We start from the raw sequence: 12130 nt of genomic DNA, 5'->3' as shown, positions 1-12130 counted from the left end.
GAACAGAGTGAGCGGGAGCGCGGAATGACCAACGGACCTGTCATCGGCATCGTCATGGGCTCAGACTCGGACTGGCCCGTCATGCGGGCCGCCGCCGAGGTGCTCGACGAGTTCAACGTCCCGTACGAGGCCGACGTCGTCTCGGCGCACCGCATGCCGCGGGAAATGATCGCGTACGGCGAACAGGCCGCAGGGCGCGGCCTGAAGGCGATCATCGCCGGGGCCGGCGGTGCCGCACACCTGCCCGGGATGCTCGCCTCGGTCACCGCGCTGCCCGTCATCGGTGTCCCCGTGCCGCTGAAGTACCTCGACGGCATGGACTCGCTGCTGTCCATCGTGCAGATGCCGGCGGGTGTGCCGGTCGCCACGGTGTCCGTAGCGGGCGCCCGCAACGCGGGCTTGCTCGCGGTGCGCATCCTGGCGACGCACGACCTGGAACTCCTCAAGCGCATGGAGGAGTTCCAGGTCGAGCTGAACGCACAGGCCACGGAGAAGGGGCGCAAGCTCCGCGAGGGACTGGCCGGCTAGCCCAGGTCAGGTCGTCAGACACTTGCGCTGCAGCTCGATCGCCGCGCAGCGGTCCATGACCATGTCCAGGCCCGCGTGGCGGACCCGCTCGAACGCGGCGTCGTCCCGTACACCCTGTTCGAACCACACCGCGCGGGCGGCGGTCTTCACGGCCTCGTCCGCCACCGCGCCCGCTTCGTCCGGGGGGACGAACACGTCGACCACATCGACGGGGAACGGCACTTCGGACAGGCTCCGGTAGCCGGGTTCGCCGTGCACGGTCTGCCCCAGCGGGTTGATCGGCACGATCCGCTTGCCCCACTGCTGGAGGAAGGCGGCGACGCCGAAGGCGGCCTGGCCGCAGTCGTCGCTGAGGCCCACGACAGCCCAGGTGCCGTGGGTCAGCACACGTTCGATGACCTCGCCGTCCTGGGCTGCGCAGGCTGGACGTCGACGGGTGTCACCAGTGGACCGGTGGCTGCTGTAATTCATGCGGCTGCCTCCCTTAGGGCGCTCCGCCCACCATCGTGCGACGTGTCCGGCCTCCCGGTCGAGGGGGCCGGGCGGCTGATTTCCCGTTCTGGCGCAGTGGGCTGGAAACGTACCCCTGACTTGTTCTCAGCCGGGCTTCCCCAAGGTCTCGGGTTACCCGCCGGCACCGGCGTTCTTCAGGTGCGGGGTCTTCAGGTGCGGGGTCTTCAAGCACGGGTATTTTCACGCGCGGGTATTTCACGCGCCGATCAGCCGGGGCCACTCGATCGCCGGGCAGCGGTCCACGATGACCTGCAGACCTTCCGCCAAGGCGAGGGAGACCGCGTCCTCGTTGACCACCCCGAGCTGGAACCAGACCGCCTTCGCGCCGATCGCCGCGGCCTGCGCGGTGACCGGTCCGGCCAGATCGGCGTTGACGAACACGTCGACCACGTCCACGGGGAATGTGATCTCCTCCAGCATCGCGACGCCGGGCGCGCCGTGCACCGTGTCGGCCTTGGGGTGCACCGGCACGATGCGCTTGCCGTGCGCCTGGAGGAACCCGGCCACACCCCACGCCGGACGCTTCATGTTGGAGCTCAGGCCGACGACAGCCCAGGTCTCGTAGCCGATGAGGAACTTGCGGATGGCCTCGTCATCGGTGATCACGCCGTCGCGTTGATACGTCATAGGGGCCATCCTCAGGCCGGGCGGGCCCGGCCGCCAGTGGTCAGGGCCGCCAGTGGTCAGGGCCGCCAGTGGTCAGGGCCGCCCCAGCGCCCGGTAGGTCCAGCCGGCCGAGCGCCACAGGACCGGGTCCAGGACGTTGCGGCCGTCCACGATGCGCCGGGTGGAGACGATCTGCCCCAGTTTCTCCGGGTCCATCTCACGGAACTCCGGCCACTCGGTGAGGTGCAGGACGAGGTGGGCTTCCCTGGCGGCGTCGAAGGCCGTCCCGGCGTACGCCAGCCCGGGGAACAGCTTCCGGGCGTTGTCCATGGCGTGCGGGTCGTAGACGGTGACCTGGCCGCCCTGAAGCTGCACCTGGCCGGCGACGTTCAGCGCCGGCGAGTCGCGGGTGTCGTCGGAGTTCGGCTTGAAAGCGGCGCCGAACACGGCGACGCGCTTGCCGAGGAAGGAGCCCCCGACCGCCTCGCGGGCCAGGTCGACCATCCGGGTCCGGCGGCGCATGTTGATCGCGTCGACTTCGCGCAGGAACGTCAGGGCCTGGTCGGCGCCCAGTTCCCCGGCGCGGGCCATGAACGCCCGGATGTCCTTGGGTAGGCAGCCGCCGCCGAAGCCGAGTCCGGCGTTGAGGAAACGTCCGCCGATCCGGGCGTCGTACGACAAAGCCTCGGACAGTCGGGTGACATCGGCCCCCGACGCCTCGCACACCTCGGCCATCGCGTTGATGAAGGAGATCTTCGTGGCCAGGAAGGCGTTGGCGCTGACCTTGACCAGCTCGGACGTGGCGAAGTCCATAACGACCATCGGGACGCCTTCGGCCAGCAGGGTTCCGTACACCTCACGGAGTTTCGCTTCAGCGGTCGCCGACTTCGCGCCGACCACCAGTCGGTCCGGGTGCAGGGTGTCCTGCACGGCGAAGCCCTCGCGTAGGAACTCGGGGTTCCAGGCCAGCTCCGCCTGGGTGCCCACCGGGGCGCGGGCGTGCAGCCGGGCCTCCAGGCGCTCGGCCGTACCGACCGGGACGGTCGACTTGCCGACGATCAGGCAGGGCCGGTCCAGGTGCGGGGCGAGACCGTCGATGACGGCGTCGAGGTACGAGGTGTCCGCCGCGTACTCGTTCTTCTTCTGCGGGGTGCCGACGCACACGAAATGCACGTCGCCGAAGGCTGCGGCCTCCTGGATGTCGGTGGTGAAGCGCAGCCGTCCGCTTTTGATGTGCGGTGCCATCAGCTCGGGCAGTCCGGGCTCGTAGAACGGGACGCGGCCGGCCTGGAGCGCGGCGATCTTGTCCGGCTCGATGTCCACGCCGAGCGTCTCGAAGCCCAGCTCGGCCATACACGCGGCGTGCGTGGCCCCCAGGTAGCCGGTGCCGATGACCGTGATGCGGGGTGCCACGTACTCCTCCTCCAGCAGGCCGTTCCAAAGACCGGTCGATCGTAGCGGCCGGAGGGTTGGGGCGGGCGCGGTTGGTGCGGGGCCGTTCCTGGCGGCCGGGCGGCCGGGCGGCCGGGCGGTCGGTCGGTCGGTCGGCCTGGCGGTCGGGTCACGGTGGCCGGAGTGGCCGGAGTGGCCGGAGTGGCCGGAGTGGCCGGAGTGGTCGGGACCGTCGGGACCGTCGGGTTGAGGCGGCTCCGGATCGGTAACAGGCGCGGGGGCGGTGGAGTCAGGTGGCGTCCGTCATGTTTACTAACCGGTAACTAAATATGTCGTCATCGAGACTCTCCACTGCGAGAGTCCCGTGGGGTGCAGGCCCCGGGCGCACACAGCTCAGTGAGAGGCGGGCCCTCAGGTGGCAGGCAAGGCTGGCAACAAGGACTTCGATCTGTTCCGCACCACCGAGGAACACGAGATGCTCCGCGACTCCATCCGCGCGCTCGCGGAGGCGAAGATCGCCCCGTACGCCGCCGAGGTGGACGAGGACGCGCGCTTCCCGCAGGAGGCACTCGACGCGCTGACCGCGAGCGACCTGCACGCGGTGCACATCCCCGAGGAGTACGGCGGCGCCGGCGCGGACGCGCTCGCCACCGTCATCGTGATCGAAGAAGTGGCCCGGGTCTGCGGCTCCTCGTCGCTCATCCCCGCGGTCAACAAGCTCGGCTCGCTGCCGCTGATCCTCTCCGGCTCCGAGGAACTCAAGCACCACTACCTCAGCCGGGTCGCCGCAGGCCAGGGGATGTTCTCCTACTGCCTCTCCGAGCCCGACGCCGGTTCCGACGCGGTCGCGATGAAGACCCGGGCCGTACGGGACGGTGACTTCTACGTCCTCAACGGCGTCAAGCGGTGGATCACCAACGCCGGCGTCTCCGAGTACTACACGGTCATGGCCGTCACCGACCCGACAAAGCGCTCCAAGGGCATCAGTGCCTTCGTGGTGGAGAAGTCCGACGAAGGCGTGTCCTTCGGCGCCCCGGAGAAGAAGCTCGGCATCAAGGGCTCGCCGACCCGCGAGGTCTACCTCGACAACGTGCGCATCCCCGCCTCCCGCATGATCGGCGAAGAGGGGACGGGCTTCGCCACGGCGATGCGGACGCTCGACCACACCCGGGTGACCATCGCGGCCCAGGCCGTCGGCATCGCCCAGGGCGCGCTCGACTACGCCGCCGGCTACGTCCAGGAGCGCAAGCAGTTCGGCAAGGCCATCGCCGAGTTCCAGGGCATCCAGTTCATGCTGGCCGACATGGCGATGAAGCTTGAGGCAGCCCGCCAGCTGACCTACGTCGCGGCGGCCCGCTCGGAGCGCGGCGACAAGGACCTGACCTTCTTCGGCGCGGCGGCCAAGTGCTACGCGTCGGACATGGCGATGGAGGTCACCCTGGATGCGATCCAGCTCCTCGGCGGTTACGGCTACACACGGGACTACCCGGTGGAGCGCATGATGCGCGACGCGAAGATCACGCAGATCTACGAAGGCACGAACCAGGTCCAGCGGATCGTGATGGCCAGGAACCTGCCGAAGCGGTAGGTGTTCGCGTGGGTCGGCCGGGCGGTGACCGCGTGGTCCCGCCCGGCTTCCGCGTTTCCGCACAACCGAGGGGCCGGTCCCGGCAAGGTCGCCGGACAGTGGATCTTCCAGATTTCCATGCCCGAGTCCTGCGTGGTGGCCCGTCTGCATTCGCCGAGTACGGATTTGTCCCAGTCGGCGGATACGCGGTCCAAGCCCACAAGCTTGTCTCCCGGTCCTCTCAGGATCTGGACTCCGCTACCGCGGCTTCCGTTCCGCTCGTGGAGATCGTAGAACGTGTGGCGGTGGTGCGGAACAATGCGACCGCGCTCACTGATCAAGGGGAAGTCCGCACCCGGGCGCACGCGGGATACCTGGACACGCATTCAATGGGTTGGCAATGTCTGAGACACCGTTGATCAAGAGCTTGAGATCTGCCCTGGCCGCGGCTCCGGAGGATGTTCCGCTCCGAATACACCTGGCCGGGTTGCTGATAGCCGCCGGACTGCTGGACGAAGCGGTCACCGAGGCCGCCGCTGTGCTCCAGCGGGAACCAGGGTCAGCTGAAGCCCGCGGACTGGTGATGCGGGCGATGGGGGCGCCTGCTCCAGCTCCTACCTCGACCTCTACCTCGACCCCTGCGCCGGAGCCGGCCACGACTGTCGGCCCCGGCCCCGGCCCGGGAGCAGGACCTGAACCCGGAGCAGGACCTGAACCCGGGTCCGCTGACGGCTTCGACTGGGAGGCCGCAGGCCGCGACCTGGGGGATGTCGCCGCTCCGTTGTTCGTGGACGACGCCGACGCCACAACCGACGAACCCGCCTTCGACGTGGAGCCGAGCTCAGTGCGGCTTGCCGACGTCGTCGGAATGGACCACATCAAACAGCGCCTTGAGGCCGCGTTCTTCGCGCCGATCCGCAACCCGGAACTCCGGGCCGCCTTCGGCAAGAAACTGCGCGGCGGACTGCTCCTCTACGGCCCGCCCGGATGCGGCAAGACCTACCTCGCCAGGGCCGTCGCCGGAGAACTCGGCGCGCACTTCCTCAACCTGTCACTGACCGATGTCCTCGACATGTACACCGGCCAGAGCGAACGCAACCTGCGGGAAGTCTTCATGACAGCCCGTCGGAAGGCGCCCTGCGTCCTGTTCCTCGACGAGATCGACGCACTCGGCCAGAAGCGCAGCCAGACCCGCAACAGCGCGATGCGCGGCACGGTGAACCAGTTGCTGACCGAACTCGACGGCGTCGCGGAGGAGAACGAGGGACTGTACGTCATCGCGGCGACCAACCAACCCTGGGACGTGGACCCGGCGCTGCGCCGTCCCGGACGCCTCGACCGTACGATGCTCGTCGCACCGCCGGACCAGACCGCCCGTGACGCGATCCTCCGCCACCACCTGCGCGACCGTCCCGTCGCGCGGGTCGACACCGGCCGGATCGCGAAGCGGACCGCGGGGTACTCGGGCGCAGACCTGGCACATATCTGCGAGACAGCCACCGAGTACGCGCTCTTGGACTCGATGAGGTCAGGGAAAATCCGGATGATCGAGACGGCCGATCTGGACCGCGCCCTCGCCGAAGTCCGCCCATCCATCGGTCCGTGGCTCGAATCGGCCCGCAACGTCGCGGAGTTCGCCAACGAGAGCGGCACGTACGACGAACTTGTGGCCTACCTCAAGATGCGGAAAATGCTGCGAGGGGGAAGCCGTGACAGGGAACCCGGCAGCGGTCGAGATGCAGCGGGCCTTGACGCTCATGGAAATCGGCCGCTACCCGGAAGCGGTGGAGGCGGCGCGGGAAGCCGTACGGCTCGAACCCGCTGTGTACTACTGCCACATAGTGCTGGCGAACGCGCTCGTCCTGGTCCGGGCGTCGGAAGGGCTCGCCGCCGCGCGCTTCGCGGTGGAGCTGGCACCGGACGCGCCTGAGACGCACGGCACCCTGGGCTCGGTCGCGTTCACCGCAGGGGAGTACGCGGTCGCCGAAAAGGCACTGCGCAGAACGCTTGAGCTGCAACCTGATTCAGCGTCCGCGCAGTACAACCTGGCACTCGTCCACAATCAGCTGGGACGTACGGCCAAAGCGCTGAAAGGCTTCCGCGCGGCGGCGACCGCCAACCCCAGGGGCTCCGGCGCGCGCCGGTCCATGGACGGGATCATCCGCGGGACGCTGCGGCGGGCGCGGCGATTCCTGCTGTGCGCGTCCGTGCTCCTGTGGTTCATCTCGGCGCGGGGGGCGGACACCGTCAGTGCGAGGCTCGCCGGAGTCTGGATCACCAGCCTCATACTCCTGATCGCGGTCGGACCGGCGGTCATGACGACGTTGCGGGTCCCGCCGACACTCCGCCGCTACGCCTGGCGTTCCGCGGTCACCGAGTCCTGGGGACGGCTCGACCTGACGGTCATCGGCGTGATCCTCCTCGGCGCGGTCGCCGGGCCCCTGCTGCGCATCGGTCCGCCGAGCGCTGCGATCGGCATCGCGATGATGGTGGCCGTGGTGCTGTCCGTGGTCGGCCTCGTCGGGAAGACTGTTTCCCGGCGCAGGGCGTAGAAGACCCCTGGCCCAAGACGTTGATCTTGAGTGGAACGTGACGCCGCGGCGTCACGTTCCACTCAAGATCAACATTAGGTGTTAGGCGGGATCTGCGGCCAGTTCCCCTTGTAGCGCGAGCAGTTCGTCCGCCGACTCCTGCTCCCCGTGCTCCGCGCACAGCGCGGCGGCGGCCTCCAGCCGCGGCACCGCCGGAGCCTTCTTGCGGCCGAATGACCAGCGCTTCGGCTTCTCCGCCACCACCGGCGCATCGTCCTGCTTGGCCTGCCACGCTTCGATGCGCGCGGCGAGCTTCTGCGCGTCGCAGTAGCGCTTGGTCTCACCCGGCAGCAACCCGGCGAACAACTCCACCGCCTGGTCGGCCTGGGCCAGCGCGGGCGTCACCCGGTCCACTTCGGTCAGCAGGTGGGCCAGCTGACGGTGCGTCTCGCCCCGCTGCATCGCCCAGAACTCCTTCTCCTCTGCCCCGGACGCCTTGGCGTCCGCCGCGTCGACCGCGCGCAGGGCCTGGCCGAACAGGGCCGTGGCCTTGTCCGCGGCCGGATCCAGCGGAGCCTGCTGCGCCTGGGCCTGCTCGATGAGGTTCCATCCGGCGGCCCGCAGCGGCAGCACCGTGCCGTTCGGGTTGTCGGCCGACCGCTGGGCCTCCACCACGGCGGTGAAGGCCAGTGCGGCTTCGGCGTGCATCCCGGCGGAGCTGAGGGCGTGTGCCGCCTCGTCGGCGATCTCCAGGTAGAGGTCCTTGTCATCGAGTTTCGACGCGCCCTCGGCGGCCTTGGCCAGGGTCTCCGCCGCCTGCCGGGTCTCGCCCAGAATCCGCAGGTCCGTACCGAGGAGCCAGCGGGCCCGTACGGCGGCTTCCCGCTCGAAGAACTCGTCCATGCGCGGCAGGCAGTCCTCCAGGACGGCTGCCGCGTCGGCGTGCCGGTCCAGGCCGTGGAGCAGCTGCGCCGCCACGAACTGCGCTGAGGCGGCCATGAACGCATCGCCCTCGCGTTCGAACTCCCTGGTCGCCTCGAAGGCGGCGTCCAGCGCCGCCTCGTGCTGCTCCTCGGCGGCCAGGGCCTGCGACAGCATCAGGAGTACACGGGCGGGTTTGGACGCCTTGTCCGGCCAGGCCCGCATGATCTCCAGGGCCTCACGGAGCAGTGGGACGGCCGCGGCGGGGTCCTCCTGGTTGAACCTGGCCTGGCCGAGCAGCGTCAGCGCCGTTTCGGCGGCCCACGGCCGCTCGTCGGCGCGGAAGAGGTCAAGCGCGGCCCGCAGTTCGCTCTCGCCTTCGGCGACCGCGCCGGTCCACAGACGCAGGGCACCGCGCATGGACCGCGCATGGGCGTGCCGGGCGGTTTTGCCATGGCGTACGGAAATCTCGACCATGTCGGCCAGGAAGGCTTCGGCGCGTTCGGCGACGGCGGCCTGACCGGCCTCCTCTGCTGTGTGGAAGCGGTTCACCGAGAGGTTGGCCTGGGCTTGCAGCACCCGCAACAGGTCCGCGGGCTCTGCTTCCTGACGGTCCAGCAGATCCTCGGCCCGCTCGCGGAGCGCGGCCAGGCGTACGAAAGTCTCCGCCCAGTCCGCGTCCGACTGGGACTCCAGTGCGCTGAACACGGCGCTGAGGATCAGGGCGGCCCTGGCGGCGGCGGCCCGCCCCGGTTTGCCCGCTGCTTCGTACAGTTCCGCGGCTTCGGTCATGGCCGCGGCGCGGGCCTCGGTGTTCTCGGTGCCGGTCAGGTCCATGCAGCGCTCGTCGAGCAGGACCGCCCTTTCCAGCGCGGTGAGTTCGACGCCCTGCCCGGCGGCGGTGGCCGCAAAGCGCTCCCACAGCGCGGCGGAGTCGGGGCGGCCGGTCTCGTGCGCGGTCAGGGCTTCGGTACGCAGGGCGTCCAGGTCGGTGTCGGCGGGCATGGGCGCGGCCGAAGGGGACGGCGCTTGCCGCACGACCGCCGATCGGACCCCCAGCGGCAGGGCCGCCAGCAGCGGTTCGCGGGTGGTCTCCGCGAGCATCCGCCTGGTGACCGCGTCGTTGCCGTTGCGCGCGTCGTAACGGACGCACAGGGCGTGCAGCTGGCGCTCCAGCTCGGCCAGCACCCCGGCGGCGGTCCCGTCCGTGCCGGGCATGTCGCCGACCTTGAGGTCGCCGCTGCCCAGCGCGACCAGGCGGCGCAACAGCACGACAACGCCCCAGATGAAGTGCTGACGGTCCGCTAGGTCGGCTTCCGGGGCGATGAACCAGGCACGGTGCTCGGCCAGGATCTCCAGCGCCCGGCCCTCGTTGCCGGTCAAGGCGCAGAAGGTGATGTGCTTGCCGACCGCACCGTCGAGCTGGATCTCACCGCGGGCCATGCGGTAGCCGCGCAGGTGGTTCGCCCGCGCTTCGTCGAGCCGGCCCGCGCGCACCAGGGGCAGCAGTGAGTCGGCGAGTGTGATGTGCGGTTCCTCGGCGCAGCTCAACTCCCCGGCCAGGGTGGGCGCGAGCAGCTCAAGGGCGGCGTCGTCCCGGCCCTGGCGGATCAGCCAGCGGGCCTGTTCACGGCGTTCGCACGCGTGGCAGTCGGCCATGTCGTCGCGGTCCGTGGCGAGCCAGGCGTCGAAGGCCGTGTCGGCGGCCCCGGTGTCGCCGATGTGCTTTTCGAGGTAGAAGCGGCTCTGGTGGACAGGTCGCAGGCTGTGGCCGGACATCATGTAGCGCCGCTCGAACTCCGTGTGGAAGCCGCGGATCGACTTCAACGGCACCTCGGGGGCGCCGAGCAGCGACGACGTGACCCACTTGAGGTCCCAGTAGAGATTGTGGGTCAGTCGCTCGTCGAAGGACTCGGGCTGGTCGTCCCACAACTTCAGCAGCCGGAACACCGGCACGGGCGTCTTCGCGGACTCGCCGCCGTTGTTGTACGCGCTGACCTGGCGCAGCAGCGCCCAGGCGAGCAGTTCCCCGCCGCCGAGCCCTTCGGCCGCGGTGACCAGGTGCTCGGACTGGGCGCTGCGGGCGCGCCCGTACGGCATCTGGAGGTTCGCGTCGACGCCTTCCCAGAAGCCGTCGATGTCGGTGATGCTCATGTTTCCCTCGTGTAGGTCGAGTGCGGGATCACGCTTCGGTGCCGTGCAGAGCGCGTTCGAGCAGCGCCAGGTAGGACCGCCCGAGCAGTGCGGACTCCGCGGACGTCAGCGGTCGGTGGCTGAGCAGCAGCGCCTGGGCGTAGAGCCCTTCGACGGCGGAGTGGGTCAGTTCGCGGTCGGTCAGTGTGCAGATCCGGCGGACCAGCGGGTTCAGGTGGTTGAGCACCAACTGCGCGCGGGGTGCGGAGCCGCGCAGTGAGCCGAGGATTCCGGCCCACAGGTCGTCGGTGGCCTCGGCCGCCGCGGAGTCGACGGCCCGGCCGTGCTTGGCTTCACGGTCGTCGAGCAACAGGGCGGGGACGGTCACCGGGTGGAACTCGCGCAGTGTCACGTCGACCGAGTGGCTGTCGAGTACGGTGCGCGCGGCGGCCAGGAAGCCGGCGGCGGCGAGTTCGGCGGCCGGGTCGACGGTGTCGAGGTGTGCGGTGACAGTGTCCGGGTCGAGATTCGCCACGGTGGTGCCGGGGCGGATGCCGGGGAGCCTGCGGACGAGTTCGGCGTCGTACGTGTAACCGCCGTTGACGACACCGAGCCCGGCGGCGGTGGCGATCGGGGCGACCTGGCGGAACTCGTCGACGCTGTCGGTCACATGGATGACGCCGTGGCGGCGGGCGAACTCGTCGAGGCTGACCCGGCCGTCGGTCGTCTCGAACGGCAGCCACGGAAGCATGACCTTGAGCAGTTCGTCGTCGTGCCGGGCCAGCGCCTTCACGCCGAGGTGATGCACCGCCAGGAATCTTTGCAGGCGGCCCGGTTCGGCGGCGGCGAGGTCGGCGAGCCAATCGCGCAGGCGCTTGCCGAGGGCTTCGCGCACGGCGTGCAGGGCCTCGTCTTCGTACAGGCCCTCGCGCGACGCGGTGGGCCGCAGCACATCGGTGTCCAGCGCGCAGCGGACGAAGAACGCCCATTCGGGAAGCAGCGCTTCGGCCTGCTCGGTGAGCAGCATGCCCTTGAGGTGCACGCGGTGCTTCCCGCGCAGGGACGGGCTGACGGCTGACGGCAGCACGAACGCCGCGCCCCGGACCCCGGCCAGCGGAATGTCGAAGTCGATGACGTCGAGCGGCGTGAAGCCCAGCGTCCCGGCGCAGTACGCGGCGAGTGCGACCTGCTTGGCCTGCGGTGTCGGGTACGTGCGGTCCCAGACGGCCGGGGTCTCTGTGGTCCGGACGGTCACCCCGGCCGGGTCGGTCACGGTCACGTCGTACGGAAGGAACGCGCCGAAATCCTTGGCCAGTTCAACGACCTTGGCGGTTTCGAACCACGCCTCGGATCCCCGGCGGGGTGTCAGGAGCACCGTCGTGCCGGTTTCCGGGTGCTCGGCGACAGGCAGTGTCCGTACGGTGTAGCGGCCGTCGGACCCGGCCTTCCACTCCACCGGGTCGGACCCCGAGACCGAGCGTGTCCGTACGGTGATGGTGTCGGCGACGACAAAGCACGCCAGCAGGCCGATGCCGAACTGCCCCAGGAAGTCCCGGCGCGCGCCGTCCAGGTCGCTGCGCTTCGAACTCCGGCCGATCGTCGCCAGGAACCGGTGCACATCGGGCTCGGTCAGGCCGACGCCGGTGTCCTGGATGCGCAGGCCTTCGCCGGAGACCGTGATCCTGATCTCGGCGGGCGCGCCCTGGTCGGTGTTGCGCCGGGCCGTGATCGCGTCCACACCGTTCTGCAGCAGCTCGCGGACGTACACGCGCGGGCTCGAGTAGAGGTGGTGGGACAGCAGGTCGACCAGGCCGCGCAGGTCGACCTGGAAGGTGTGGTCGGGGAGGACCTGGTCATGGGTCATACGGGAGGGTCACCTCGGGCGAAGGATGCGGCAGAAGGGGGACAGTTGATCTTAAGAGCGTCCGGTGCCCGCAGG

The 12130-nt window shown here is 69.8% G+C and carries 10 protein-coding genes; 4 read left to right on the top strand and 6 right to left on the bottom strand.

The features are described 5' to 3' along the window. The first annotated feature begins 24 nt into the window (after positions 1 to 24). Positions 25 to 528: a 5-(carboxyamino)imidazole ribonucleotide mutase gene (purE, locus tag AC0Z36_RS18355; protein ID WP_485464007.1), complete on the top strand. Its 504-nt coding sequence runs from the start codon at positions 25 to 27 to the stop codon at positions 526 to 528. Between the two features lie 6 nt (positions 529 to 534). Here purE and AC0Z36_RS18350 read toward each other — a convergent pair whose 3' ends face one another. From AC0Z36_RS18350 to AC0Z36_RS18340, 3 genes are all read right to left on the bottom strand, one after another. Next, complete coding sequence (locus tag AC0Z36_RS18350) at positions 535 to 999, bottom strand: CoA-binding protein (RefSeq protein ID WP_485464006.1); 465 nt, start codon at positions 997 to 999, stop codon at positions 535 to 537. Between the two features lie 237 nt (positions 1000 to 1236). Further along, a complete protein-coding gene (locus tag AC0Z36_RS18345; protein ID WP_485464005.1) occupies positions 1237 to 1668 on the bottom strand; it encodes a CoA-binding protein in 432 nt (143 codons plus the stop codon). Between the two features lie 72 nt (positions 1669 to 1740). Beyond that, positions 1741 to 3060 carry a UDP-glucose dehydrogenase family protein gene (locus tag AC0Z36_RS18340; protein ID WP_485464004.1) on the bottom strand — a complete coding sequence of 440 codons (1320 nt, stop codon included), beginning with the start codon at positions 3058 to 3060 and terminating at the stop codon, positions 1741 to 1743. A 394-nt stretch (positions 3061 to 3454) separates the two neighbouring features. Here AC0Z36_RS18340 and AC0Z36_RS18335 point away from each other — a divergent pair, with 394 nt between their 5' ends. Continuing rightward, the gene (locus AC0Z36_RS18335; protein ID WP_485464003.1) at positions 3455 to 4627 is read left to right on the top strand and encodes an acyl-CoA dehydrogenase family protein; all 1173 of its coding nucleotides are present in this window, start codon (positions 3455 to 3457) and stop codon (positions 4625 to 4627) included. Here AC0Z36_RS18335 and AC0Z36_RS18330 read toward each other — a convergent pair. After that, the gene (locus AC0Z36_RS18330; protein ID WP_485464002.1) at positions 4567 to 4821 is read right to left on the bottom strand and encodes a hypothetical protein; all 255 of its coding nucleotides are present in this window, start codon (positions 4819 to 4821) and stop codon (positions 4567 to 4569) included. The two genes, AC0Z36_RS18335 and AC0Z36_RS18330, sit on opposite strands and share 61 nt — an antisense overlap. A 185-nt stretch (positions 4822 to 5006) precedes the next feature. Here AC0Z36_RS18330 and AC0Z36_RS18325 point away from each other — a divergent pair, with 185 nt between their 5' ends. Both AC0Z36_RS18325 and AC0Z36_RS18320 read left to right on the top strand, forming a co-directional pair. Continuing rightward, entirely contained in the window at positions 5007 to 6536 is a 1530-nt protein-coding gene (locus AC0Z36_RS18325) for an AAA family ATPase (RefSeq protein ID WP_485464001.1), read from the top strand. Then, positions 6448 to 7158 carry a tetratricopeptide repeat protein gene (locus AC0Z36_RS18320; RefSeq protein WP_485464000.1) on the top strand — a complete coding sequence of 237 codons (711 nt, stop codon included), beginning with the start codon at positions 6448 to 6450 and terminating at the stop codon, positions 7156 to 7158. The genes AC0Z36_RS18325 and AC0Z36_RS18320 overlap by 89 nt, the downstream gene beginning before the upstream one ends. An 81-nt stretch (positions 7159 to 7239) precedes the next feature. Here AC0Z36_RS18320 and AC0Z36_RS18315 read toward each other — a convergent pair whose 3' ends face one another. Both AC0Z36_RS18315 and AC0Z36_RS18310 read right to left on the bottom strand, forming a co-directional pair. Then, positions 7240 to 10212 (bottom strand): hypothetical protein, encoded by a 2973-nt coding sequence (locus AC0Z36_RS18315; protein WP_485463999.1) that lies wholly within the window; start codon positions 10210 to 10212, stop codon positions 7240 to 7242. 28 nt (positions 10213 to 10240) lie between these two features. Beyond that, on the bottom strand, positions 10241 to 12055 hold the full coding sequence (locus tag AC0Z36_RS18310) for an HSP90 family protein (protein WP_485463998.1): 1815 nt from the start codon (positions 12053 to 12055) through the stop codon (positions 10241 to 10243). Between the last annotated feature and the right edge of the window lie 75 nt (positions 12056 to 12130).

Source organism: Kitasatospora sp. UYEF31, assembly GCF_057291755.1.
Note: the sequence above shows the minus strand (reverse complement) of the source record. Positions and strands in the feature narration are given on the sequence as shown.